We start from the raw sequence: 26,438 nt of genomic DNA, 5'->3' as shown, positions 1-26,438 counted from the left end.
GCATTATTATTTACGCTTCATATCACTGTTTGGTTTCATCTAAAAGCAAATTATATAAAATTTTCGCCACTTTTTTCGGGTCATGTCTCAGTGCCCCGTTCTCTTGGACAGCAATGTCAGCGTGAACTACTTCAACTCCAAGTTCATTGATGCGTTCTAAATCATAATTGACCGGGTCTGCAAGCTCTTCATTATAGCGGAGCTGGATGTCTTCAGGAATTTCTTTATTGTTCACTAGAATCGTATCCATAAACGCACAGGTCATATGCTCATAAATAGCTTTTATATGGTCACTTGCCGTGTATCCGTGCGTTTCACCCGCTTGTGTCATTAAATTACAAATATACACCTTTTTGGCCTGAGAGTGGCAAATCTCCTCACCTAATCGCGGTACAAGAAGATTAGGCAGGATACTCGTATATAAACTTCCAGGTCCAATTATAATTAGATCTGCTTGTCTAATGGCTTGTATGGATTCTGGCAAAGGAGTGATAACCTCTGGTGTTAAAAAAACCCTTTTTATTTTTTTCCCTGAGTAGGGAATTTTCGATTCACCAGAAACAATGGTCCCATCCTCCATTTCTGCATGAAGAACAACACTTTGATTAGCAGCTGGCAGAACCTTGCCGCGAACATTTAATACTTTACTCATTTCTTGAATGGCGTGAACAAAATTCCCGGTAATCGATGTCATCGCTGCTAAAATCAAATTACCAAGTGAATGTCCAGATAACTCATTGGAGGTCTTAAAACGATGTTGAAACATCTCCTCCACAAGCGGTTCTACATCGGATAGTGCAGCTAACACATTTCGGATATCCCCAGGCGGTGGAATTTGCAGGTCGTCGCGGAGCCTTCCTGAACTACCGCCATCATCAGCAACCGTTACAATGGCGGTAATATCAACTGGATACTGTTTTAATCCTCTTAATAAAACCGGCAAGCCTGTTCCTCCGCCTATGATGACGATTCTTGGCTGTCCTAACTCCCTCATGTCGTCTTATCCTTTCTCCTCTCAATGTCACGATGTGAAACGAATGTTTTGTAATCATTTTCAAAGTATTTAGCAAGATATTCAGCCAGAGTTACGGAGCGGTGCTGCCCTCCGGTACACCCTATCGCAATCACAAGCTGCGCTTTGCCTTCCCGCTTATAATGCGGAAGCATAAAGCTTAACAAATCTGTGACCTTCTCTATGAATTTATGCGTTTCATTCCATTTTAAAACATAGCTTGAAACCTCTTCATCTAATCCTGTTTTTGGTCTCATGTGATCGATATAGTGAGGATTTGGCAGGAAACGCACATCAAAAACGAGGTCAGCATCGATTGGAATTCCATGCTTAAATCCAAATGACATGACATTGACAGTAAAAATTGATTTTTTATTTGTAGTAAATTCAGTTATAATCTTTTCACGTAATTCACGCGGCTTCATTTGTGAAGTGTTGTAAATAATCTGGGCCCTTCCCTTTAACTCATCAAGAAGCTCTCTCTCTAGCCTAATGCCCTCTAATGGCAAGCCAGATTGTGCAAGTGGATGAAATCTTCTTGTTTCTTTATATCTTCGCACTAAAGTTGCATCGTCTGCATCCAAGAACAGGATTTGCGGGCTTACCCATGAGGTTTCTGCAAGGTCATCAAGCGCTTTAAACAAATGATCAAAGAACTCTCTTCCTCTTAAATCCATAACCAAAGCAACTTTATTCATTTTATTCCCAGATTCCTTCATAAGTTCAAGAAATTTAGGAAGCAGAGTTGGGGGCAGATTATCTACACAGAAAAAACCTAAATCCTCTAAACTTTGGATCGCAACTGTTTTTCCAGCTCCAGACATCCCCGTAATGATGACCATTTGTGTTTCATTTGTTGAACCGGTACTCATTTCATTTTCCCCCTCAAGTTAACTTGGATCTAATCGATAACTGATTAACTGGAAATCCTTGGTGTAAGTAAAAGTACCGTAAATTATCCCATTTCCATGAATCATATAATCGATAATATGATAGTCTCCCGCTGCCATTGGCAGGTTTTTTAATTGATCAAGCTGCTGCCACTCAAGCTTACCTTCATCCGATTCATCGAAACGCATCCCATCAGAATCCGTTGCTAAAAAAGTAAACATCATCCATTCGGATAAAACTTGATCATTTTCTTTCATAATGAAAGTAAAAATACCCTTCAATTGTGGATTTTTCAAGTAGATTCCGGTTTCCTCCCGAAACTCACGAATACAGGAATCTCTTACTGACTCTCCAGGCTCCATTTTGCCGCCCGGTGCTACCCACCAGCCGCGTCGCGGTTTCTTTAACATTAATGCTTGGTTATCTCTAATTAGTACACAATTGGTGACTCGCTGCACAACAAACACCCTCTAACAAGAAAAGCATAAGCCCTCGTCGCCGGAGCTTAACAATTCTCAAAGTAAAATATTTTGTTTCTTATCTATATAAAAAAATTCATAGTAGTAAATTACCTCGTTTATTTATTCTTTTTATTATACTCTTTTTGGTAAGCGGTCACAACGAAATCAGATTTCTTTATTCTGTTAAAAATATGTAAAAAAATAGCACAGGCATTTTCAGCCTGTGCACCAAGTGAATATTTTAAAGGGGGTCAATTCTTACTATCATCATACCTTATTAATATTTCACTACTGTTACAAGAGAATTAAAACCGGATTACGATTATGAAGAAATTGTAAAATTACTTCTTAATTTTGAATTCTTCTTTCAGTTCCTCTACATAATGTTGTGCACTCTGTGCCGCGATACTGCCATCACCAGTTGCAGTAACAATTTGTCTTAGTGTTTTCTCGCGGATATCTCCTGCTGCAAAAATACCTGGTACTTTTGTTTCCATTCGCTCATTTGTTTCAATATAGCCGTTTTCATTGGTAATCCCGAGATTTGTGAAAGGTTTAGAAAGTGGAATCATTCCAATATAAATGAATACACCGTCTGCAGGTAGCTCTTGTTCTTCTCCTGTTTGTGTAGAAACGAGTGTGACGCTTCCCACTTTTCCATCTTTATCATTAATCGATTTAATCGTGTGATTCCAAATGAAGTCAATTTTTTCATTAGCAAATGCACGGTCTTGAAGAATTTTCTGAGCACGGAGCTCATCACGACGGTGTACAATCGTTACCTTAGAAGCGAAACGAGTTAAATAAACACCTTCCTCAACTGCGGAATCTCCGCCGCCGATAACATATAATTCTTTTCCTTTAAAAAAGGCTCCATCACAAACAGCACAATAGGATACGCCGCGGCCGCTAAGTTCCTTTTCGCCAGGTACCCCTACCTTTTTATATTCAGCACCTGCTGAAATAATAACGGAATAAGCTTTGTATTGCTTCGAACCAGCAATAACGGTTTTCACATCACCATTGTCGATAATTTCTTTAATGTCTCCATACGCATATTCCGCACCGAATTTTTTCGCATGCTCAAACATTTTGGTTGATAAATCTGGTCCTAAGATGCTCTCAAATCCAGGATAGTTTTCAACATCCTCGGTATTTGCCATTTGACCTCCAGGCATACCACGTTCAATCATAAGAGTAGATAGATTCGCACGGGATGTATAAACAGCAGCTGTCATCCCAGCAGGACCAGCACCAGCGATAATCACATCATAAATTTTTTCTTCTGACATGTAGATTCACTCCCTATTTAAAGGCGGAAGCGCCTTGCTCAGGGGAAAAAGAAGTTCATTTTTCCCTTGGAGCGACAGCCATAAGACAAGCAAAGCTTATAACCCCGAGCCCTTAGGCGCTGCAGCCAGATATAAAATTATAAAAAAATACGATTAAGTTTAGTATTACCTACTTAATCGTATTAAACAATTGCTATATAGTCCAAAAATCTGCTCAATAAAAAGAGGAGCAGCCTCTTTTAGACATTAATTTAGATGTTGAGTTACTATTTTCACATATTTACCAATGGTGGCTGGTGAGATATCGTAGCGTTTCGCAATTTCTTGCTGTGAGACCTTTTCATTGCTTGCCTTATACCAGACATATTCCATTGCACCTGCCCAAGCTCGTTTGTTATTCAAGTTAATCCCAGCCTTAGACAATTCTACAAAAACAGAAAACCACATTAAATATAAACCTGACTCAACCGTTCCGATTGGTTGATGCTTTTCATAAAGGACCTCGGCAATTTCCTTAGCGTCTAGAATAGCAGAAGGAGTGCCTGTTTTTAGAGAAGAGACATAATTTTGTTCCATAATAGAAAGCTTTTGATTTTGGTAAAAACGTTTAGATGTAAAGATCTCTTCGACTTTCCCTGAAACCGAGGCAAGGAATAAGGCAAATAATCGTTCCTCCAGATAATCACTTTCTAACTTTTGAAAAATTGACCCTGAGTGATTTTCAAATCCATTTGCAATCGGCTTTTCCAAATTCCACGGTTCAAACCCTTCCTTATCAGGGGTATACTCAAGGACAACTTTCCAAATGTTTCTCGCAAAGTTTTCACGGCCTGTATAATAAGCCGAGTAGGATAGCCAATAATAAAAAGGACCGTCACCATCAAAACCGTTTTTATAAAGCTTTTTTAGCCAAAAGTATGCTGACTCAAACTCACCAATTAACGCAAAGGTTGCCCCAAGCTTAAATTGATGGTCAATGAGCATAGGCTGAATTTTCTTTAGTGAATCCATTAAAGGTGAGACAGCTTTGATTTTACCTTGGTAATGGGCAAACACTAGCCGATTACACAATGCATGCAGATTTCCAGGATTTCTTTCTAACACATCATCAAGAATGGATTCTGCTTTTTTTGTTTTACCTAAATAAAAATATGCAAGAGCTAAGTTATTATAGGCTGACCAGTACTCCGGATATGCTTCCACAACATCATTCAATAGTTCGATGGCTTTCGGAAAATAACCTGATTCCAATAAATCTCGAGCCTGCTCTTGCTTTATGATAAGATCATCCTGTTCATAAAGCTCATCTTCTAATCCCTCCGCCTCGAACGACAGAAGTTCTAGAAGGTCGTGAGTATCTTCATAAAAATCCCCGTTTGGGTCCAATTCTAAATACATATTGGCATGATGATATGCATCTTTAAAGAAACCCATATGGGCATAATTATTTGCTAAAAAATAGTGACATTCTGCCATATCTTCATCAAGATCTTCAAGGATTAAATGCAAGAGTCGATTAGAATTTTCGAACTCACCAAGTTCTGTTGAAACTATAGCAAGCTGACAGGTAATCATCGGTTCACCCGGCTCCAGCTGCATCGCCCGCTCAAGATATTTTTTAGCTTTTTTAAAGTCACGGCGATGGTATGCCTTAATACCCTTCGTGAAATAATATTCTCCAGTCGGAACAAATGACAGGATCTTTCCCTTTTGAATTCTTGCTTTCGAGTCTTTAACCATGGAGACCTCCATCTATACAATAAACTAACTTATGTAGTATACCACAACCAAAGCCCGTACGAGAAGCATTAGAACCGATTCAAACACATTGGAAGATATTCCAAATATACAAAAAACGCTGCATAAACAGCGTTTTTTGTATATTTGGTGACAGGCACCGAAGTGATTTGCACCATTTGTTTATCGTTTATCGGTTGTGTCTTTCTTCTAGGGTTTTTAGTACTTCAGTAAACGGCAAGTCTTGTTCGACCAGTAATACTTGCAGGTGGTAGAGGAGGTCGGCGGCTTCCCATTTGAGTTCTTCTTTGTCGCGGTTTTTCGCGGCGATGATGACTTCTGAGGCCTCTTCACCGACTTTTTTCAGGATCTTATCTACGCCTTTTTCAAATAGATAGGTAGTATAAGCTCCTTCTGGGCGCTCTTTTTCTCGTTCAATAATCAACTTTTCTAATGACTGCAAGATCTGGTAGTCTGCAAGACTAGAGGAAGCCCTTTCTGTAACAACACCCTCAGAGAAGCAGCTGACAGCTCCCGTATGGCAGGCAGGTCCCTTAGGCTGAACGAGCACAAGAACTGCATCCTGGTCACAGTCATATTTGACGCTAACAACAGACTGAGTGTTTCCACTTGTTGCACCTTTATGCCAAAGCTCCTGACGTGAACGGCTGTAAAACCATGTTTCGCCGGTTTCCAGCGTTTTTGTCAGAGATTCCTGATTCATATAAGCTAATGTTAATACCTCTTTTGTTTCTGCATCCTGGACGATGGCAGGTACTAGCCCTTTTTCATCAAAACGAATATTCATCGCACCGACACTCCTCTCTCTTGCAAATAACTTTTTACTTCATGAACGGAAGTTTCTTTATAGTGAAAAATGGAAGCTGCAAGCGCCGCATCGGCTTTTCCATTTACCAATGCTTCCTCAAAATGACTGGCGTTTCCTGCACCGCCTGAAGCAATTACCGGAATCGTCACGGCTTCACTTACCGCTGCAGTCAGCTTTAAATCAAAGCCATTTTTTTCGCCGTCGCTATCCATACTTGTCAGCAAAATTTCACCTGCTCCTAACTCAGCTGCTTCTTTTGCCCACTCAATTACCTTACGATCCGTTGGCGTTCTGCCGCCATGCGTATAAACACGCCATGTTCCTAGCTCTTCGTCATACTTCGCATCAATCGCGACTACGATGCATTGTGTTCCAAAAAAACCTGCTCCCTCAGAAATAAGTTCAGGATTCAATACTGCTGCTGTATTTAATGATACCTTGTCGGCTCCAGCACGGAGAATTCGTTTCATATCCTCTAAAGAATTAATCCCGCCGCCAACCGTAAAAGGAATGGCGAGCTCCGAAGCAACAGACTTAACCACTTCAACCATGGTTTTTCGTCCTTCAACAGACGCAGAAATATCAAGGAAGACGAGCTCATCCGCTCCTTGTTCGTCATAAAAACGAGCCAATTCTACAGGGTCTCCCGCATCCCGAAGTTGAACAAACTGAATTCCTTTTACGACTCTTCCTTCTTTTACGTCAAGACAAGGGATGATTCGTTTCGTCAGGGTCATTTTTTCACCTCATCTAGCGCTTCCTTCAAAGTAAAACGGTTTTCATAAAGAGCTTTTCCTACAATAGCTCCTCTAACCCCTTCTGCATTGAGAGCACGCAAATCAGCTAAGCTGCTAACTCCACCAGAGGCAATAACATTTTTTCCTGTTACCCGTGACATTTCACAAACAGCAGCTATATTTGGTCCAGATAATGTACCATCGGTAGCAATATCGGTAAAAATAAACGTCTCCGCACCGGCGTCAGCAAAGCGTTTGCTCAGTTCCACTGCTTTTACCTCTGAAGTATTCAGCCAGCCATGGGTAGCTACATAGCCATTTTTCGCATCAATCCCCACAACAATTTGCTTGCCATACTTCTGAATCATCTCAATCGCAAACTCAGGATTTGAAACAGCGATACTACCGATAATCACGCGTGTAATGCCATTTTCTAAATAATGAAGGATGTCAGCCTCAGAACGAATCCCGCCGCCAATTTGGACATTTACATTTAGCTGCTTAGCTGCTTCTATTACAAAGCGATCATTGACCCGTTTGCCATCCTTTGCCCCGTCCAGATCTACCATATGAATCCATTCTGCGCCATCTGCCGCAAAAGTTTTGGCCATATCAAAAGGTGAATCGCCATAAATCGTTTCCTTATCATAATCCCCTTGGAGGAGGCGTACGCAATTCCCGCCGCGCATATCAATCGCTGGATAAAGTGTCAGTGTCATCGTACCGTATCCTCTCTTCAACCAATTTCAAAAAATTATTCAACAGTGCCATTCCCAGCTTGCTGCTTTTTTCAGGATGAAATTGCATCCCAAATATATTATCTTTACCAACTACAGCAGAAACCCCTTCATAATAATTGGCTTTTGCCAGCAGTACTTCTGATTTTTCTGCACTTACATAGTAAGAATGAACAAAATAAACATAATCTTCTTCTAACCCTTTTATCAAAGGAGAAGTTTTTACAAATTCAAGTTTATTCCATCCCATATGAGGAACCTTATATGTCTCTCCAGCAGCATTCGAACCAGAAAAACGTCGTACATGACCGGGCAGTAAGCCGAGCCCTTTCGTAAAACCATTTTCATCACTATCTTCAAACAATAGCTGCATACCCAGGCATATCCCAAGGAGGGGTTTCCCGCTGGCCGCAAATTCTTTTATCGTATCAACCTGTAATACTTCCATTGCATCGCGAAAAGAGCCGACACCCGGAAGCAATAAGGCATCTGCACCCAGAAGCTCCTCTTTATCACCTGATATAAAATAATCTGCATTCAATCGTTCAAGGGCTTTACTGACGCTAAACAAATTGCCCATACCATAATCGACAATACCAATCATCTATAACATCCCTTTCGTTGACGGAACTCCTTTTATGCGAGGGTCTATGGTTGTAGCTTCGTCAAGCGCACGGCCAAGTGCTTTAAAAACAGCCTCAATCATATGATGCGTATTGTGTCCATAATGAACAATGACATGAAGATTCATGCGCGCCTCAAGGGCAAGCTTCCATAAAAATTCATGAACGAGCTCCGTATCAAACGTACCCACCTTAGCATTCGGGAACTCTGCCCTCATTTCAAGATGCGGCCGATTACTTAAGTCGACAACTACTTGTGCTAAAGCTTCGTCCATCGGAACAAAGGCATTTCCATAGCGTTTAATTCCTCTTTTATCACCAAGAGCTTCACGCAATGCCTGTCCTAAAACAATTCCGATATCCTCAGTAGTATGATGATCGTCTACCTCAATATCCCCTTTTGCATCCACGGTAAGGTTAAATTGTCCATGTTTCGTGAATAAGTCAAGCATGTGGCTCATGAATGGAACCCCTGTTTCGAGTTCAGACTTTCCTTCGCCATCAATATCTAGTGATAAACTGATTTGCGTTTCATTTGTTTTTCGTTCAATACTTGCGTATCTTTCCATGGAAGGGCCCCCTAGCAAATAATTATTGATTTTTTAGCCTTAATTCAACTGCACGCGCATGGGCTTCAAGACCTTCCATACGGGCAAATTTAGCGATCTTTTCTCCATTCTCTTTTAAAGCTTTTTCACTGTAGATAATCACACTTGATTTCTTTTGAAAATCATCTACATTTAAGGGACTTGAAAATCGAGCAGTCCCATTGGTTGGCAGGACATGATTAGGTCCGGCAAAATAATCACCTACTGGCTCTGAACTATAACGACCAATAAAAATAGCACCAGCGTGTCGAATTTTCCCAAGCAGCTCGATACCATTCTCGATCAAGATTTCAAGGTGTTCAGGCGCTAGCTGATTTACCGTTTCTACCGCTTCCTCAATAGAAGAAGTCACATAAATCACACCAAAATCAGCAATCGACCGGGAGGCAATTTCTTTTCGCGGCAATAAAGCCAGTTGTTTTTCAACTTCGACAGCCACCTCTTCTGCTAATGTGACCGAAGGAGTAACAAGGACACTGCAAGCACGCGGGTCGTGTTCTGCCTGTGATAACAAGTCTGCAGCGACTTCATCCGCCCTGGCAGTGTCATCGGCAATAATGGCTATTTCACTTGGTCCTGCTATCATATCGATATCAACATCGCCAAACACCTCTCGCTTAGCTAATGCCACAAAGATATTGCCTGGTCCAGTAATTTTATCAACAGCTGCGATTGACTCTGTTCCATAGGCTAAGGCACCAATCGCCTGTGCTCCGCCTACTTTATAAATTTCCTTCACTCCAGCTTCTCTTGCAGCAACTAGTACTGCAGCGGGAAGTTTCCCCTCGGTGTTTGGTGGTGAGACCATCACAATTCTGTTAACTCCAGCCACTTTTGCTGGGATGACATTCATAAGTACGGAAGAGGGATAGGCTGCTGTTCCTCCAGGGACATAAACGCCTACAGAATCAAGCGGTGTAATTTTTTGGCCGAGCATACTGCCATTTTCTTCTGTGGTCATCCATGAAGGACGCAATTGTTTTTCATGAAAACTTCTAATATTCTCAGCCGCTTCTCGAACAATAGAAATAAACTCAGAATCCACTTTCCCATATGCTTCGTTTATTTCATCTTCAGTAACTACAAATGAATTTAACTTAACTCGGTCGAATTCTTCCGTATAATCGCGTAGCGCTTTGTCGCCTGAGGACCGAATGTCCGAAATAATATTTTTAACTACCTCTAACTGTTCCGTTGTCCCCGATTCAATAGAACGTTTGATCGATACAAGGTCGTTTACTTTTACAATTTTCATCTACTTTACCTCCAAGGAGACAACAGTGCTTAACCTAGTCACTAATTCGTTTATACGTTCGTCTTTAATCCGGTAACTAACAGGATTAACGATGAGCCTGGATGTAACATCTTTAATTCTTTCATATTCAACAAGCCCATTTTCAACCAGCGTTCTCCCGGTAGAAACAATGTCAACGATTCTATCCGCTAATCCAATTAGAGGTGCAAGCTCGATTGAACCATTTAATTTAATGATCTCAACCTGCTCACCTTGTTCGCGGAAATAAGCTGCAGCGACATTAGGATATTTTGTTGCCACTTTTGGCGCCACATCGTTCATCGCTGTTCCAGGCAGGCCGGCAACTGCCAAATAGCAGGCACTGATTTGTAAATCAAGCAATTCGTATACATCTCGTTCTTCTTCCAGTAATACGTCCTTACCAGCAATACCGACATCTGCCACACCATGCTCCACGTATGTAGCCACATCCATAGGCTTTGCCAGGATGAAACGCATGTCTTCTGCCTCAACATCGAGGATTAATTTTCGCGAATCATCGAATTCAGGTGGCAGTGTATAACCTGCTTTACGTAGTAACTCTAAAGCTTCTTCAAAAATTCTTCCTTTTGGCATTGCAATGGTTAATTTTGCATTCATATTAAGCACCCCCAATTAAAAAGGTGGTATTTGCAAACTTCTTTGTAAAAGCGTCTAGATTCTTCACGCCATTAATGTCTTGCAGAACGGTTTGCTTTCCTTCTGCCTTCATGGTTTCAGCCAATTGAAAGGCTTCCTTTCGACGTTCCTGGCTGAAAAGGATACACTCTACCGTATTGCTGATCTCTTGTGAGCCCATAGCCTCTAAAAGTTTATCGAGTCTAACGGCAAAACCAGTGGCACTGGCTTTTTTTCCAAACTTCTCGATCAAACCGTAACGGCCGCCGTTTCCAATCGGAAATCCGACATTGCCAGCATAGGCCTCAAATAAAATCCCCGAATAATAGCTCATATGGCTGACAATCGTAAAATCAAATTTCACGTAGTCCTCAAGACCATAATCCTTGATCACATCCCACAGTTCCTTGAGCTGGATAAGCGATTCTTTTCCATAGCCATCTTCAACTATATCAAGAGCTTTTCCAATTATCTCCTCGCCGCCTCTTAATTCCAGCAGCTGCAGCAGTCTTTTTTTATCAATGGAGGAAAGTGAATATGAGTTTACTTGTTCACGATAACCTACAAAGTTCTTTTCATATAAAAAGCGTCTGAGCGCATTGGCACGTCCATTCGTTCCTAAGATTTGTTTAAATAATTCTTGTGCAAAGCCAATATGCCCTACTGAAACTTGAAATTGATTCAACCCTGCTTTTTTTAACGAGGAGACGAGCAAAGCGATTACCTCGCCATCGCTTGAAACAGTATCATCATTTATATATTCCACACCAATTTGTTCAAACTCGGCGGGTCTGCCGCCTTCTCGCTGCTGCGCACGGTACACATTTCCGGCATAAGCTAAACGAAGAGGAAGATCATTTTCTAACAGTCGTGAAGCTGCTACCCGAGCAATCGGCGATGTCATATCGGGCCTTAGTACGAGGGTATGCCCGTCTTTATCAAGTAATTTGAAAAGCTCCGAGTCAAGGATCGCGGAGGCTGTTCCAACGGTTTCATAGTATTCTAAAGTAGGTGTGTCAATAAATTGATATCCCCACTGTTTGATGGCGTCTTCCATCAAAGTACGTACACGGTGCTTTTTTTCATAGAGTTCGGGAAGCGTATCTCTCATGCCTAAAGGCTTTTCAAACATAAATAAACGGCTCATTTCAATCATCCTTTATTTTCAGAATCCTTTAGTTCGCTAATATGCTAATAAATTAAAGTTTACCCTTTTGGGAAATTCTCGTCAACTGAAAACTGATAATTCCGAGGTTTTTGTCATGATTCCCCTTTAGTATGTAAAAAAAAGCCAGGTACAACAACCCAGCTTCTATTATTTCCTTATTTATTTTTACTATAAATTGGGTCTTCGGCCCAACGTTTTTCAAGCTCTTCTTTTGAATAGATGACCCGCATAGGATTCCCCCCGACAAATGCACCAGCTGGAACATCTTTATGAACGAGTGTTCCAGCTGAAACGATGGCTCCGTCACCAATCGTTACCCCAGGAAGAATGGTTGAATTCGCACCTATCATCACTTCACTGCCAATATCAACAGGACCAAGACGATATTCTTTAATCAAATATTCATGAGCCAGAATCGTTGTGTTATAGCCAATGACTGTGTTCCGTCCGACACTGATTTTTTCAGGAAACATTACATCGAGCATGACCATTAACGCGAAGGATGTTTGCTCACCGACCTTAAGTCCCAAAAAGGTACGGTAAAGCCAATTTTTCATTCCTAAAAATGGAGTATAACGCGCCAATTGGATGACAATGAAATTCTTGACCACCTTCCAGAAAGGAACGGTTTTATAAACATGCCACAAGGAGTTAGCCCCTTCAACAGGGTAGCGGGTCGTATTCCTCATTTTTAATCCTCGCCAAGAATCGTTAATAAATCCGTCATGTTCTCTAACATGTAATCTGGTTCAAATTTTGCCAGGTAATCTCTTCCCTTAATTGTCCAAGAAACACCTGCTGTTTTCGTACCTGCATTTTTCCCGGCAAGCACATCGTGAAAATTATCCCCTACCATTAAAGTTTCTTCTGGCTTTGAATCTAACTTTTCAAGTGCCAAAAAGATTGGTTCGGGGTCTGGCTTCACTTTTTTCACATGATCATAAGCAATCATGACATCAAAAAACGAATCAAGTTTCATCAAGCGAAGCCCTTTAAATGCTACATCCTCACGTTTCGTTGTCACGATGGCCAGTTTATACCCTTTTTTCTTTAATGTCTCAATGGTTTCCATCACACCGACAAATTCTTTTACAAGTAAATCATGATTAGCTAAATTGTAAGTGCGGTATTCTAAGATCATTTCCTCAACACGCTCAGGGTCCATATTCTCAAAAACCTCATGAAGGGTTGGACCTAAAAATGGGAGGACATCTTCTCGCTGATATTTACCTGGATAATATTTTTCAAGTGTGTGTAAATAAGTAGAAATAATTAGCTCATTGGTATCGATTAACGTTCCATCTAAATCAAATAAAATGGTAGTAATATTATTTTTCATATGTTGGTTCTGCTCCCTTTCTGCTCATGATGCCTGACCGTTTCCATATGAATCCAACGATCAAAGTTAAGATAATGGCTACACCCAGCCGGATTAAAAAGAGCGGCCAGACCGGAATACCCAGCGGAATAAAGATAAGCGTATCCTCCACTACCGCGTGGCAGGACATCAGAAAAAGAAATGCGAGTGTTATATCCTTTTTACTCACTCCATCTTCCTCCACTGCCTGGATGACAACTCCTGCACCATAGGCAAGTCCAAACAATAAGCCTGCCGCCATAGTAGTAGAAGTATTTTCATGCATTCCAAGACTCCTAGTAATCGGTGACATTCCTTGCGAAAATTTCTTCAGCCATTGCAAATCCTTTAAGATCTGAATGACCATCATTAACGGGATAACAATCAATGCCAACTGCAGAATCCCAAGTCCCGCTTTTTCAATCGCTGCCAGTATGATTGCACCAATCCCTGAAACATGTTCCTCACTGTTTGCTTGGATAAGACCGTATTGAGCTGTCTCACTACCTCCGTGCCAAACCAGGTTAATGACGATTGCAGAGGTAAATGCAAGTCCCAGCCGCGTAACCAGGACAAGCCAAAGCTTTATACCCACCTTCAGGGCAACGCCTGATTCAACTATTAAATTATGAGAAAAAGAGAGCATAACAGCTAAAATAAAAACTTCCTTCACCGTTAAATCAAGTGTTAAAATCGCACCAATAGCAGCATAGAGGTTTAGGAAATTCCCCAAAACTAGTGGAATTGCCGCATCCCCTGACAATCCTAACAGCTTCATCATCGGCTCAATTAATTTAATCACCCATGGTAAGATAGGTGTATACTGCAGCACTGCTACAATAAGGGTTACTGGAAAAATAATTTTCCCCAGGGTCCATGTTGTCTTAATCCCCACCCGAAATCCCTTTTTTATCGAGTTAATCATTTCTCCAAAATCTCCTTCTTTAATGCGTTAATGCTTGATTATTTTTGTCTAAGTATCTGTCTTCGGCTAGATTCTTTTTTCTGCGGTAAATCAGGATGAGCACGGCAGCCAGAATCAATGCGATAGAAATGGTTTGTGCCATTCGAAGACCTCCAAGCATTAAACTATCTGTTCGTAAGCCTTCTATAAAGAAACGCCCAATAGAATACCAAATCACATAAGAAAGGAATAGCTCACCGCGGCGCAGGTTCACACGTCGGAGTAATAGTAAAAGAATAAAGCCTGCAATATTCCAAATGGATTCATATAAAAATGTTGGATGATAGTAAGCGCCATTTATATACATTTGATTAATAATAAACTCAGGCAGCTGGAGGTTTTCGAGGAAAGTTCTAGTCACTTCGCCTCCGTGCGCTTCCTGATTCATAAAGTTCCCCCACCGGCCGATGGCTTGACCTAAAATAATACTAGGTGCTGCAATATCGGCAATTTTCCAAAAAGAAATTCCGCGTTTTTTAGCAAAAACATACGTTGTTAAGACGGAGCCAATTAACGCTCCATGGATCGCAATTCCGCCATTCCAAATTTGGATGATTTGACTTGGGTGCTGAGAATAATAGCCCCATTCAAAAATAACGTAATATATTCGTGCAGAAAGGATGGCAATTGGGATCGCCCAAAGCATTAAATCGGCAAACGTATCTTTTGGGAGACCTCTCTTATCTCCTTCCCGGATTGCTAGAAACAGTGCCAATGCAAGGCCGCAACCTATAATAAGGCCATACCAATGCACTTGAATCGGTCCTAAGCTGAATGCAATCGGATCGAGCGGCTGAATAGTTGATTCCATACGATTTCTCCTTTTTGTAAATTATTCCTCGTGGTCTCCGTCTTCAATGACATCGGATAAACGTTCTGTAAATTGCTGAGCTGCATTGACTCCCATTCTTTTTAGGCGATAATTCATTGCAGCTACTTCGATAATGACAGCCAGGTTTCGCCCTGGACGAACGGGAACGGTGATTTTCGTAATTTCTGTATCAATAATTTTCATCTTTTCTTCATCTAAGCCAAGGCGGTCATATTGCTTAGCTGCTTCCCAGATTTCAAGGTTAATGACTAGTGTAATACGTTTATTGCTGCGTACAGCACCCGCGCCAAAAAGAGTCATGACATTAATAATCCCTAGTCCGCGAATTTCTAATAAATGCTCAATTAAATCTGGTGAGGTACCAACTAGCGTATCTTGGTCTTCTTGACGAATTTCAACACAATCATCCGCCACAAGCCGGTGCCCGCGTTTAACAAGCTCCAATGCAGTTTCACTTTTACCAACTCCGCTTTTTCCAGTAATTAAGACACCAATTCCATAGATATCGACTAACACTCCATGAACGGCTGTTGTTGGTGCGAGTTTACTTTCTAAAAAGTTCGTAAGACGACTTGAAAAGCGAGTCGTTTTCATGTTTGAACGCAGTACTGGAACAGATTCACGCTCAGAGGCTTCAATGAGTTCTTGGGGTATATCCAAACCTCTAGTAACGATAATCGCAGGTGTGATGTCTGTACATAAACGCTCCATCCTTGAGATACGTTCATTTTCTGGCAGTTCTGCAAAGAAGGAAAGCTCTGTTTTTCCTATTAGTTGAATTCGTTCTGCGGGGTAATATTCAAAGTACCCTGCTATTTCAATTCCAGGTCTCGAAATATCACTTGTCGTAATCGGACGATTAATTCCCTCTTCACCGCTAATCAATTCCAGTTGGAATCTTTCATAAATATCCTTTGTACGTACCTTTGGCAAAAGTTTTCCTCCTTATCCGAAAAGCTAAAATCACGCTTGGCGCAACAGCTTTACAGTTAACATGATAAAAATTTAATATAATTTCTTCTTATTTTAGCACTATTTAATTTATTTTCATAACCAAATAGAAGGCGATTCATTTTCATATATTCTTTTTTTATCGGAAAAATAAATAATAGTACGTTACACAACTGGTATAGACAACTATTCCACTTGGAGCTATAATAACCCCATAGAGGTCATACTTTGAAATGGAGATGAAGATGTTGAGCCTACTATTAATGGTTCATGGTAAAGCAGTACTAGAAAATGAAGTGGCAGAATCTATCTATGTTTTTATAGAAGATGGAAAAATTCAAGAGATCGGTCCTATTAACTCACTTCCCTCACATCTAAAAAAAGTTGAGAAAATAGAAGTACCTGAGGACAAAAGTGTGGTTCCAGGCTTTATAGACGTGCATATTCATGGTGCTGCAGGTGCAGACACGATGGATGCGACAATCGAGGCTTTACAAACAATGGCTAAAGCACTCCCTGCTGAAGGCACCACCAGCTTTTTAGCGACCACTATTACCCAAAAACATGAAAATATCGAAAACGCCTTAAAAAATGCAGCACACTATCGAAAAGGTCATAATCACTCAGGTATCGCGGATGTCCTTGGTGTTCATTTAGAGGGACCATTTATTAATAAAAAACGTGCAGGCGCACAGCCAATGGAATACATTATTGATCCAGATATTGAGCTATTTCAGAAATGGCAGCAACTTGCAGACGGCAGCATTAAATTGGTAACCGTAGCTCCTGAATTAGAGAATGGGACAAACTTTGTCCGCTATTTAAACGAAACTGGTGTGATTGCTTCTATCGGACACTCGGATGCGATTTATGAGGAAATGGAAAAAGCCGTTCAAGCGGGTGCCAAACAAGTCACACACATGTTTAATGGCATGCGCGGGATACACCACCGTGAACCAGGAGTCGCCGGGTCTGCTCTTATTTTTAAAGAACTAATGGTTGAACTGATTGCAGACGGAATTCATGTACGCCCTGAAGTAATGAAGCTTATTATCAATGCTAAAGGAACAGATGGGATGATATTGATAACAGACGCTATGAGGGCTAAATGCCTTAAAAACGGGGTCTATGATCTTGGCGGTCAAGATGTATCTGTCGCAAATGGAAAAGCACTTCTTGCTGACGGTACCCTAGCTGGCAGTATTTTAAAAATGAATGATTCTATCAAAAACATTCTGGAAGCAGCAGATATTACACTATCAGAGGCTGTTCAAATGGCCAGTATGAATCCTGCTAAACAATTAAACGTTTATGATCGAAAAGGCAGTATTTCGGTTGGAAAAGATGCGGATATCCTCATCTTATCGAATGAGTATCAAGTTGAAATGACCTTCTGTCGAGGGGAAATAGCATATAAAAAGGGGTTATGACGTGAAATTAATTCGTACAGAAAATTATGCAGAAATGAGCTTAGCGGCTGGAAAAATTATTGTAGAAAAAATACGCACTAACCCAAGCCTAACGCTAGGTTTGGCAACCGGGAGCACACCAAAAGGTCTTTATGATTATTTAATCCAGGACCACGAGAAGAACGGGACCACTTATAAACAGGTTAAATCTGTCAATCTAGATGAGTATATCGGACTGCCAGCACAGGATCCTAACAGTTACCATTATTTCATGAGACAAAATTTATTTAATCATTTGGATATCAGTGAAGATCATACACATATTCCAAATGGTTCTGCTCGTGATTTAGAACAAGAATGCCTACGTTATGAACAGCTTATAAGAGAGCTTGGAGGGGTTGACCTCCAAATTTTAGGGATTGGACAAAATGGACATATAGGTTTTAATGAACCAGGTACATCCTTTTCAAGCCGGACACATATCGTCACATTAGCTGAAAATACGAGAGAGGCAAATTCTAGATTTTTCAACTCTCTTGAAGAAGTTCCTACACATGCTATAACGATGGGCATTGCTTCTATATTAGGAAGCAAGGAAATTCTACTGCTAGTATCAGGAGAAAATAAAGCTGAAGCATTACTCAAGTTCATGAATGGAGAAATAAGCGAAGATTTCCCAGCTTCTGCCTTAAAGCACCATGAAAATGTCACTGTTATCGCAGATAGAGATGCGTTAAAATATATCTAGTACTTTTCGCAAGGAGTGTTTAGATGATAAATAAAAATTCACCGGTTCCCATCTATCATCAACTAGAAGAGTACATTAAACAACAAATCGAGAATGGTATTTTACTGGAAGATGCTGTCATTCCTTCGGAAAGGGAATTTGCAGAAAAGTTTCAAATAAGTCGCATGACTGTCAGACAAGCCATCAACAATTTAGTCTCGGAAGGTTATCTAACAAGACAAAAAGGCAGAGGAACATTTGTAAATAAGAAAAAGGTGGAACAAGAACTCCAGGGAATGACAAGTTTTACTGAGGATATGCTATCAAGGGGAATGAGCCCAAGCAGCACTCTTTTATCTTTTCAAATTATTCCAGTTGATAAAAAAACTGCTCTTAACCTTAGAATAAATGAAAATGACTCTGTTTATAAAATTAAGCGAATCCGTTTAGCCGATGGCACCCCAATGGCACTGGAAACGGCCTATATTCCAGTTTCGCTTGTTCCCGGGCTGACAGAGGCAAACAGTAATCTATCTCTATATCAATACATCGAAGAACATCTCTCTCTCTCGATTAGTGAAGCGAGGCAAGAAATTGAAGCTTCTATTGCGAGTAGTCGTGACGCCGAAACACTGGGCATTACTCTTGGTGATCCAATCCTCTTGATTGAGCGAATATCTTATTTACAAAATGAAGTTCCTTTTGAGTTGGTTAAATCTACTTTTAGGGCCGACCGGTATCGCTTTGTTCATACGATGAAACGTTAAAAAAGCAAATGGCCCTGCCATTTGCTTCTTTTATTTCTCTTTTGAGGATTTAAGTATGGTTTTATTCAGTACGAGCGTGACTATCGACATGATCACCGCAGCCAGCAGCGCCATTCCAAATCCAGCGATTTCAAACGAATCACCCATTAAGTAATCAGTTATTTCGAGGGTGATCGCATTAATAACAAACAGAAAAAATCCCAATGTTAAAACTGTTGCCGGTAAGGTTAAAATAACTAGAATTGGGCGGACGATAATATTGATAATCGAAAGTAAGAAGCTTGCACTAATGGCAGCCGCAAAGCCTTCCAGAACAAAGCTCTCAGAAAAATAGCCCGCTATGGCCATGAACAATACTGCATTTATTAAAATTCCAATCAACCATTTCATTTCTCAAGTCTCCTATTAAATGTTTACATCATCGGATTTATGAAGAGTAATCGATCCAGTTTTTGTATCGGCAAATATCTTTAACATGCGGTCAGGATGGTTAACGGATTGAAAACGCAGCATTTTCTGAATCATTTCACTCTTTTCCTCAAGAACCTGAATTCCGTCTAGTTTAATATTGAAGCCGCCAAGATTTGTTTTTAACTCACCGCTGGCAGCAACCCCATCAGGAATAAACAAATCAACCCCGCCCGTAGTCGCTTTAGCCGCAATAAGTTCACACCGATTTCCGGTAAGGTTATAGGTCGTATTCCCATTTAATGTCTGTGTTTCGACCTTTCTAAAATCGCCATCCAGCTTAATTGCACCGTTAATCGTCTCAGCCTCTAGATGATCAATCGCGCTCGTTTGTAATGTAATATGGCCATTGGCTGTTTCGACTTCGGCTTTTTTTCCATTTAAGCGTGATAGTTCAATTTTTCCGTTGGCCGTTTTCATACGAAGATCACTAATCGTTAATTCTTCTCCTGAAATGGGACCATTAAACATCCTAACGCGAACCCGTTCATATTCTGCCTGTGGAACATAAACTACCGCATCTACCTTCATCCATTTTTGCTGTGTCATGAACCGCAGCTTTTGACCATCTATCGCAAACATAACATCTTTTAAAAAGTTTTCCCGGGCTTGGTCGGCGTTTTCTACACGGTACACTTTTGCCTGACACTCAATCCTGACATCGTTTTGGTCCCAAGGAACAAGTTTAATGGATCCATTGGCGAGATCAATATCCATTTCACGTAAGTATACATCGCCCTGATGAAAGATGTGTGAAATTTCCACAGACTGACCGAAATTTAAATCAAAATCAAAATCCTTAATTTTTTTCAAAGCTGTGTCGACAAAGTCAAAAATCTTTTCCTTTGTAGAATGACCTTTGCCTTGCGACCACTCTTCCTTTTTTGCCTCTTCAAATTTAAATGAAGTTGAAATCTCTTGAGCCATTTGTTCCTGCTTTTGCTCCATCGTTTGACCATCTTTTTCAAGCTCTTCTAATAACGTTAAAGCTTCGTCAACATTCAGCTTTCTTTCTTCCACCATTTTTAGAATCCTTTTACGTTCATCCTTCATCATAAACCACCCCAATAAATATATTCTATAAAATCCTATTCCATCATCAGAGCTTTTACGCCTTTTATCACATTCCAGATAGTGACAATTAGACTAATGAGAACCATTATTCCGGCTGTAACGAGTGTAAATACAGGAATTCCTTCATTGTTAATGGTATTTAAATCACTAAATAGAGCGAATAGTAGCAGCGGTACTGGAATCAGTGGAATTAAGTGAGATACGAATGCTTTTTTCGCATGACTCTTTGTTACACCATCCCCAGATGCAAACATGACAACAAGTGGAAAAAGAATCCCTGCAAAGAAAATACTAAAGTAACATAATCCTGAAAGAACTTTTCTTGTATCCATCCTTCATCACTCCCCTTACTCGATATTTACGTCTGGGGAATGTGAAAGTTTCGTTTACCTGCAAAAAATATTCCTAAAAATGGGAGGAATAAATCCGTAAAACATGAATGATTGTTAAAAAAAGCTAAAACTCAAAGTTTTAGCTCTTTCCGATTGCTTCTTTTTCCTGTATTTGTTCCTTCATTCGCTGCCGGTCACGCTCTAGAATTGGTTTTAAGTATCTCCCAGTATAAGATTCAGGCACCTCAGCGACCTTTTCTGGTGTTCCTGTAGCGACAATGGTACCACCTTTGTCTCCACCTTCTGGGCCAAGATCAATGATATAATCAGTTGCTTTTATCACATCTAAATTGTGCTCAATAACGAGTACGGTATCACCATTTTCAACGAGACGCTGAAGGACAACTAATAACCTAGAAATATCGTCGACATGTAGTCCTGTTGTTGGTTCGTCCAAAATGTAAAAAGATTTACCGTTTGAACGTTTATGGAGCTCCGAAGCCAGCTTTACACGCTGTGCTTCCCCGCCGGATAGAGTTGTAGCCGGCTGCCCCAGTGTAATGTAACCTAAACCTACGTCTTTAATCGTTTGCAGTTTTCTACTGATTTTAGGAACATTCTCAAAAAATTCTACTGCAGCTTCGACAGTCATATCAAGAATTTCAGAGATATTCTTTCCTTTATACTTCACTTCCAGTGTTTCACGATTATAACGTCTGCCTTGGCATACTTCACATGGTACATAAACGTCAGGCAGGAAATGCATTTCGATTTTAATAATTCCATCGCCACGGCAAGCTTCGCACCGTCCGCCCTTCACATTAAAGCTAAAGCGTCCTTTTTTATAGCCGCGGACCTTCGCTTCGTTCGTTGTCGCAAACAAATCACGGATATCATCAAATACTCCCGTGTACGTTGCTGGGTTAGAACGAGGTGTTCTGCCAATTGGAGATTGGTCAATGTCGATTACCTTATCTAAATGCTCCATACCCAAGATATCCTTATGCTCACCCGGCTTCGTTTTAGCGCGGTTAAGCTTTTGTGATAGCGTTTTAAGGAGAATCTCATTGATTAATGTACTTTTCCCAGATCCTGAAACACCCGTCACAGCGATAAACATCCCGAGAGGAATCTTGACATTAACATTTCGCAAATTGTTCTCGGCAGCACCCTTTATCTCGATATATCTTCCATCTGCCTTACGACGATCAATTGGCAGTGGAATAAACTTTTTACCCGATAGATACTGGCCGGTTAACGAATTAGGGTCCTCCATTACTTCTCTTGGTGAACCAGCAGAAATGATTTGCCCGCCGTGCACCCCAGCGCCTGGTCCGATATCAATTAAATAATCTGCGGCAAGCATGGTGTCCTCATCGTGTTCAACAACAATCAGAGTGTTACCGATATCCCGCATGTTTTGAAGTGTCCCGATTAATCGGTCATTATCACGCTGATGAAGTCCGATTGAAGGTTCATCTAAAATATATAGAACTCCTGTCAACTTAGACCCGATCTGGGTTGCCAGGCGAATCCGTTGTGCTTCTCCGCCGGAGAGTGTCCCAGCGGCACGTCCTAGACTCAAGTAATCAAGTCCTACATTCATAAGGAAGCCGAGACGCTCGTTTATTTCGTTTAAAATCAGCTTGGCTATTTGGTGTTCTTTCTCAGTTAAAGTCAGTTCACCAAAGAAGTGGTGTGCTTCTTCTATTGATAACCCTGTTACATGTGAAATATGGCGCCCAGAAATCAGCACGGCTAAGGTTTCTCTCTTTAACCGATGACCTTTACAGACTTGGCATGGCTGCTCCCCCATATATTTCTCCATTTGCTCCCGAATCCAATCAGAGCTAGTTTCTTTATAACGGCGTTCTACATTCCGTATGACACCCTCAAATTCGATATGACCTTCCCGCGTCTGACCAAAATCGTTTTCATAGCGGAAATAGATTTTGTCCCCATTGGAGCCATAAAGGACTTTATCGATGAGATGTTTAGGAATATCTTTAAACGGCATGTCCATATCTATGCCATAATGATTGCAAACTGCTTCAAGCAGCTGCGGATAATATTGCGAGCTAGTTGGCTCCCATGGAGCAATGGCATGCTGTTTCAATGTAAGTTCTTTATTCGGAATAACAAGGTCTACATCTACCTCTAGCTTTGAACCAAGACCATCACACTCTGTACATGCACCAAAAGGGCTATTGAACGAAAACATTCGCGGTTCTAATTCACCGATTGAAAAACCACAATGTGGACAGGCATGGTTTTCACTGAAAAGAAGTTCCTCTTCCCCAATTACATCAACAATTACTTTTCCCTCTCCAAGCCGTAAGGCGGTTTCAAGAGAGTCAGCAATCCTCGCAGTAATCCCTTCTTTCACGACAATACGATCAATGACAACTTCAATGGAATGCTTTTTGTTCTTATCTAGAACAATTTCATCACCAAGATCAAGCATTTCACCGTTAACACGAACACGAACGAACCCTTGTTTTTTTATATCTTCCAAAACTTTAACATGCATTCCTTTTCGTCCCGAAACGACTGGTGCAAGAATTTGCATTTTTGTCCGCTCAGGATACTCCATGATTCGGTCTACCATTTGTTCAATTGTTTGTGAAGAGATTTCGATATGATGGATTGGACAAGTTGGTCTGCCTACTCGGGCAAAAAGTAATCGCAAATAATCATAAATTTCCGTCACCGTCCCTACTGTTGAACGGGGGTTCCGGCTTGTTGTTTTCTGATCGATTGAAATCGCCGGAGATAATCCTTCTATGGAATCAACATCAGGCTTATCCATCTGGCCTAAGAATTGTCTTGCATATGCCGACAGTGATTCTACGTAGCGGCGCTGCCCTTCTGCGTAAATCGTATCAAAAGCAAGTGAGGACTTTCCAGAACCAGAAAGTCCCGTTAAAACAACAAGCTTATCTCTCGGAATGGTGACATCAATATTTTTTAAGTTATGGGCTCTGGCGCCTTTAACAATCAATTTATCCATCGCCATGGTTACGTCATCCTTCCGCTTTTAACTCTAATAATAAATCACGAAGCTCAGCAGCACGTTCAAAGTTAAGCGCCTTTGCTTCTTCTTTCATTTCTTTTTCCATAGTGGCAATCAGCTTATCTTTTTCTTTCTTAGACATTTTCCCGAAAGATGCTGCTGGTTTATAATCTTCCTGCTCTTCGGCAGCATGAGTCGCACGAATTGCCTCGCGAATTCCTTTTTGAATCGTCATAGGCGTAATACCGTGCTTTTTATTGTATTCTTCTTGGATTTTACGGCGCTCTCTAGTTACGTTTATCGCTATTTCCATCGAATTTGTCATTTTATCTGCATACAGGATGACATGCCCATTGGCATTCCGGGCTGCTCGGCCGATGGTTTGAATTAATGAACGTTCCGAACGAAGAAAGCCTTCTTTATCAGCATCGAGGATCGTAATAAGCGAGACCTCTGGGATATCCAGTCCTTCTCTGAGCAGGTTAATCCCGACAAGGACATCATACTTGCCAAGCCGCAGCTCACGAATAATTTCAATCCGCTCAAGTGTTTTTACTTCTGAATGTAAATACTGGACTTTAATTCCTATCTCTTTTAAATAGTCCGTTAAGTCCTCAGACATTTTCTTTGTCAGCGTCGTAATAAGCACCCGTTCATTTTTCTTGATTCGCTCCTGGATTTCACCAATGAGGTCATCTATTTGCCCTTCAATTGGACGTACCTCGATGGTTGGATCTAGTAATCCAGTTGGCCGAATGATTTGTTGAATCATTTCCGGGGTATGCTCAAGCTCAAATGGACCCGGGGTTGCCGAGACAAAGATGGCATTGTGAATATGTTTCTCAAATTCATCAAAGGTCAAAGGCCGGTTATCAAGCGCTGATGGCAGACGAAAGCCGTGGTCAACAAGCACCTGTTTCCGAGCCCTATCACCATTGAACATACCCCTTACTTGCGGCAGGGTAACATGTGATTCATCCACGACCAAAAGAAAATCTTCCGGAAAATAATCGAGAAGCGTATACGGTGTTGAACCAGCAGGTCTCAATGTCAGATGACGTGAGTAGTTTTCAATCCCTGAACAAAAGCCCATCTCACGCATCATTTCAAGATCATAACGTGTTCTTTGTTCGATGCGCTGTGCTTCAAGCAATTTATTATCTTCACGAAGCTCTTCTAGGCGTTCTTCAAGTTCTTTTTCAATGTTCTCGATGGCGACTCTCATTTTTTCTTCTCTAGTAACGAAGTGGGAGGCAGGAAAGATAGCGATATGTTCACGTTCCCCGATAATTTCCCCCGTTAAGGCATCAACCTCACGAATTCGATCTACTTCATCTCCAAAAAATTCTACACGAACACAATGTTCATCGCGTGACACAGGGAATATTTCTACTACATCCCCCCGAACTCGGAACGTACCACGTTTAAAATCAATATCATTTCTTTCATACTGAATATCGACCAAACGGTGTAACAGCTGATTACGCTCAATCTCCATCCCCGTCCTTAGTGACAGCACCATTTCCCGGTATTCTTCAGGTGAACCGAGACCATATATACATGATACACTGGCGATGATAATCACATCTTTCCGCTCAAATAAGGCGGATGTTGCGGAGTGCCGAAGTTTATCAATTTCATCATTAATACTGGCGTCTTTTTCAATAAATGTATCTGTTGATGGCACATAAGCTTCTGGTTGAAAGTAATCGTAGTAACTAACAAAATACTCAACTGCATTATTTGGGAAAAATTCCTTAAACTCACTATATAACTGACCGGCTAACGTTTTATTATGAGCGATAACAAGTGTCGGCTTATTTACTTCTTTTATGACGTTTGAAACAGTAAACGTCTTACCTGTTCCAGTAGCACCAAGTAATGTCTGATAGCGTTTGTTATCCTTTATTCCTTGAACTAACTGTCGAATTGCCTCAGGCTGATCGCCTTGAGGTGAGTATTTTGAAACTAATTCAAATTGATCCTTCACTGATTTTCCTCCCGATAAAAAATCATCTTCTAGCAAGAAAAACGTGCAAGTTGACCGGGATGGTGCTAGAAAATGTATCCTGAAATTCTAATAGTATCATTCTAACACAATTCCTCCAAAACAAACCACTAATATGCGAACGAACATTCGATTTCCCCTATAGAATTTTTATTTTACCTGCAAAAACAAAAAAGCCTGTCATTATATTGACAGACTTACCACTAAGATGAGTGATTATGTTCTTTTAAAAACTCGTGTTTTCATTTTCGCAGCCAGCCAGAACCCAGCTGTAAGTGAAAAAGCATCGACCACAATGAGCGGGAATGTATTCGTATAGCCTTTATAAACAGAAGCAGCAATGAGTCCAACGGTTAAGGCAAGGGCAATCAGCCGGTTGTATGTGACCCGTGTAAATAGCAATACGAGTAAACCAGGCAATATAAGTGCAGATACATATTCAATAGCCAATGGGTCCACCTCATTCAAACATTTCTGTTACTATATTTTAGAAATTAATTCACAAAATTGCAACAAAAAATATATTTAC

Annotated in this window: 27 protein-coding genes; 3 read left to right on the top strand and 24 right to left on the bottom strand. The window is 40.8% G+C overall.

Annotation, left to right across the window (positions count from 1 at the left end):
- Window positions 1-22 precede the first annotated feature (22 nt).
- The 18 genes from BANA01_RS05830 to hprK form a co-directional block, all read right to left on the bottom strand.
- Window positions 23-994 carry a gluconeogenesis factor YvcK family protein gene (locus BANA01_RS05830; protein WP_034674252.1) on the bottom strand — a complete coding sequence of 324 codons (972 nt, stop codon included), beginning with the start codon at window positions 992-994 and terminating at the stop codon, window positions 23-25.
- The gene (rapZ, locus tag BANA01_RS05825) at window positions 991-1,884 is read right to left on the bottom strand and encodes an RNase adapter RapZ (RefSeq protein ID WP_034674254.1); all 894 of its coding nucleotides are present in this window, start codon (window positions 1,882-1,884) and stop codon (window positions 991-993) included. Before rapZ ends, BANA01_RS05830 begins: the two co-directional genes overlap by 4 nt.
- A gap of 18 nt (window positions 1,885-1,902) precedes the next feature.
- A complete protein-coding gene (locus BANA01_RS05820) occupies window positions 1,903-2,361 on the bottom strand; it encodes an NUDIX hydrolase (protein WP_034674255.1) in 459 nt (152 codons plus the stop codon).
- A 344-nt stretch (window positions 2,362-2,705) separates the two neighbouring features.
- The gene (gene trxB, locus BANA01_RS05815; RefSeq protein ID WP_063252065.1) at window positions 2,706-3,656 is read right to left on the bottom strand and encodes a thioredoxin-disulfide reductase; all 951 of its coding nucleotides are present in this window, start codon (window positions 3,654-3,656) and stop codon (window positions 2,706-2,708) included.
- A 246-nt stretch (window positions 3,657-3,902) separates the two neighbouring features.
- Window positions 3,903-5,396: a tetratricopeptide repeat protein gene (locus tag BANA01_RS05810; protein WP_063252064.1), complete on the bottom strand. Its 1,494-nt coding sequence runs from the start codon at window positions 5,394-5,396 to the stop codon at window positions 3,903-3,905.
- A 187-nt stretch (window positions 5,397-5,583) separates the two neighbouring features.
- A complete protein-coding gene (gene hisIE / locus BANA01_RS05805; RefSeq protein ID WP_063252062.1) occupies window positions 5,584-6,201 on the bottom strand; it encodes a bifunctional phosphoribosyl-AMP cyclohydrolase/phosphoribosyl-ATP diphosphatase HisIE in 618 nt (205 codons plus the stop codon).
- Window positions 6,198-6,959 (bottom strand): imidazole glycerol phosphate synthase subunit HisF, encoded by a 762-nt coding sequence (gene hisF, locus BANA01_RS05800; RefSeq protein WP_063252061.1) that lies wholly within the window; start codon window positions 6,957-6,959, stop codon window positions 6,198-6,200. Before hisF ends, hisIE begins: the two co-directional genes overlap by 4 nt.
- Entirely contained in the window at window positions 6,956-7,678 is a 723-nt protein-coding gene (gene hisA / locus BANA01_RS05795; protein WP_063252059.1) for a 1-(5-phosphoribosyl)-5-[(5-phosphoribosylamino)methylideneamino]imidazole-4-carboxamide isomerase, read from the bottom strand. The genes hisF and hisA overlap by 4 nt, the downstream gene beginning before the upstream one ends.
- Complete coding sequence (gene hisH / locus BANA01_RS05790; protein ID WP_063252058.1) at window positions 7,650-8,300, bottom strand: imidazole glycerol phosphate synthase subunit HisH; 651 nt, start codon at window positions 8,298-8,300, stop codon at window positions 7,650-7,652. The genes hisA and hisH overlap by 29 nt, the downstream gene beginning before the upstream one ends.
- Entirely contained in the window at window positions 8,301-8,888 is a 588-nt protein-coding gene (gene hisB / locus BANA01_RS05785) for an imidazoleglycerol-phosphate dehydratase HisB (RefSeq protein WP_063252057.1), read from the bottom strand.
- Between the two features lie 22 nt (window positions 8,889-8,910).
- Complete coding sequence (gene hisD, locus BANA01_RS05780) at window positions 8,911-10,182, bottom strand: histidinol dehydrogenase (RefSeq protein ID WP_063252056.1); 1,272 nt, start codon at window positions 10,180-10,182, stop codon at window positions 8,911-8,913.
- Window positions 10,183-10,821, bottom strand: a complete 639-nt coding sequence (gene hisG / locus BANA01_RS05775; RefSeq protein ID WP_063252055.1) for an ATP phosphoribosyltransferase — start codon at window positions 10,819-10,821, stop codon at window positions 10,183-10,185.
- 1 nt (window position 10,822) lies between these two features.
- Complete coding sequence (locus tag BANA01_RS05770) at window positions 10,823-11,986, bottom strand: ATP phosphoribosyltransferase regulatory subunit (protein WP_063252054.1); 1,164 nt, start codon at window positions 11,984-11,986, stop codon at window positions 10,823-10,825.
- Between the two features lie 176 nt (window positions 11,987-12,162).
- Complete coding sequence (locus BANA01_RS05765) at window positions 12,163-12,696, bottom strand: acyltransferase (RefSeq protein ID WP_063252053.1); 534 nt, start codon at window positions 12,694-12,696, stop codon at window positions 12,163-12,165.
- Window positions 12,697-12,698: 2 nt separating this feature from the next.
- Window positions 12,699-13,346 (bottom strand): pyrophosphatase PpaX, encoded by a 648-nt coding sequence (ppaX, locus tag BANA01_RS05760; protein ID WP_063252052.1) that lies wholly within the window; start codon window positions 13,344-13,346, stop codon window positions 12,699-12,701.
- Complete coding sequence (locus BANA01_RS05755; RefSeq protein WP_063252051.1) at window positions 13,336-14,289, bottom strand: nucleoside recognition domain-containing protein; 954 nt, start codon at window positions 14,287-14,289, stop codon at window positions 13,336-13,338. The genes ppaX and BANA01_RS05755 overlap by 11 nt, the downstream gene beginning before the upstream one ends.
- A 19-nt stretch (window positions 14,290-14,308) precedes the next feature.
- Entirely contained in the window at window positions 14,309-15,139 is an 831-nt protein-coding gene (gene lgt / locus BANA01_RS05750; protein WP_063252050.1) for a prolipoprotein diacylglyceryl transferase, read from the bottom strand.
- A gap of 21 nt (window positions 15,140-15,160) precedes the next feature.
- Complete coding sequence (gene hprK / locus BANA01_RS05745) at window positions 15,161-16,093, bottom strand: HPr(Ser) kinase/phosphatase (protein ID WP_063252049.1); 933 nt, start codon at window positions 16,091-16,093, stop codon at window positions 15,161-15,163.
- Window positions 16,094-16,374: 281 nt separating this feature from the next.
- On the opposite strand from hprK, the gene nagA reads away from it, so the two are divergent.
- From nagA to BANA01_RS05730, 3 genes are read left to right on the top strand one after another with little or no spacing between them, the layout of a single operon-like run.
- Window positions 16,375-17,541, top strand: a complete 1,167-nt coding sequence (nagA, locus tag BANA01_RS05740; protein WP_235847070.1) for an N-acetylglucosamine-6-phosphate deacetylase — start codon at window positions 16,375-16,377, stop codon at window positions 17,539-17,541.
- Between the two features lies 1 nt (window position 17,542).
- Window positions 17,543-18,268: a glucosamine-6-phosphate deaminase gene (gene nagB, locus BANA01_RS05735; protein WP_063252048.1), complete on the top strand. Its 726-nt coding sequence runs from the start codon at window positions 17,543-17,545 to the stop codon at window positions 18,266-18,268.
- A 23-nt stretch (window positions 18,269-18,291) separates the two neighbouring features.
- Window positions 18,292-19,014 carry a GntR family transcriptional regulator gene (locus tag BANA01_RS05730; protein ID WP_063252047.1) on the top strand — a complete coding sequence of 241 codons (723 nt, stop codon included), beginning with the start codon at window positions 18,292-18,294 and terminating at the stop codon, window positions 19,012-19,014.
- A gap of 30 nt (window positions 19,015-19,044) precedes the next feature.
- Here BANA01_RS05730 and BANA01_RS05725 read toward each other — a convergent pair whose 3' ends face one another.
- The 6 genes from BANA01_RS05725 to BANA01_RS05700 form a co-directional block, all read right to left on the bottom strand.
- Window positions 19,045-19,404, bottom strand: coding sequence for a phage holin family protein (locus BANA01_RS05725; RefSeq protein ID WP_063252046.1), 360 nt, complete (start codon window positions 19,402-19,404; stop codon window positions 19,045-19,047).
- A gap of 15 nt (window positions 19,405-19,419) precedes the next feature.
- Window positions 19,420-20,535: a DUF4097 family beta strand repeat-containing protein gene (locus BANA01_RS05720; protein ID WP_063252045.1), complete on the bottom strand. Its 1,116-nt coding sequence runs from the start codon at window positions 20,533-20,535 to the stop codon at window positions 19,420-19,422.
- Window positions 20,536-20,570: 35 nt separating this feature from the next.
- The gene (locus BANA01_RS05715) at window positions 20,571-20,888 is read right to left on the bottom strand and encodes a magnetosome magnetite crystal formation protein family (protein WP_063252044.1); all 318 of its coding nucleotides are present in this window, start codon (window positions 20,886-20,888) and stop codon (window positions 20,571-20,573) included.
- A 139-nt stretch (window positions 20,889-21,027) separates the two neighbouring features.
- Window positions 21,028-23,904: an excinuclease ABC subunit UvrA gene (gene uvrA / locus BANA01_RS05710; RefSeq protein ID WP_063252043.1), complete on the bottom strand. Its 2,877-nt coding sequence runs from the start codon at window positions 23,902-23,904 to the stop codon at window positions 21,028-21,030.
- A gap of 7 nt (window positions 23,905-23,911) precedes the next feature.
- Window positions 23,912-25,891 (bottom strand): excinuclease ABC subunit UvrB, encoded by a 1,980-nt coding sequence (gene uvrB / locus BANA01_RS05705; RefSeq protein WP_063252042.1) that lies wholly within the window; start codon window positions 25,889-25,891, stop codon window positions 23,912-23,914.
- A gap of 234 nt (window positions 25,892-26,125) precedes the next feature.
- Complete coding sequence (locus tag BANA01_RS05700) at window positions 26,126-26,359, bottom strand: DUF2198 family protein (RefSeq protein ID WP_063252041.1); 234 nt, start codon at window positions 26,357-26,359, stop codon at window positions 26,126-26,128.
- Window positions 26,360-26,438: the final 79 nt, after the last annotated feature.

Origin of the sequence: Neobacillus niacini NBRC 15566, from assembly GCF_001591505.1 — a bacterium.
Taxonomy (GTDB): Bacteria; Bacillota; Bacilli; order Bacillales; family Cytobacillaceae; genus Neobacillus; species Neobacillus niacini.
The sequence above is the reverse complement of the archived record's forward strand: the minus strand, read 5'-3'. Positions and strand labels throughout refer to the sequence as shown.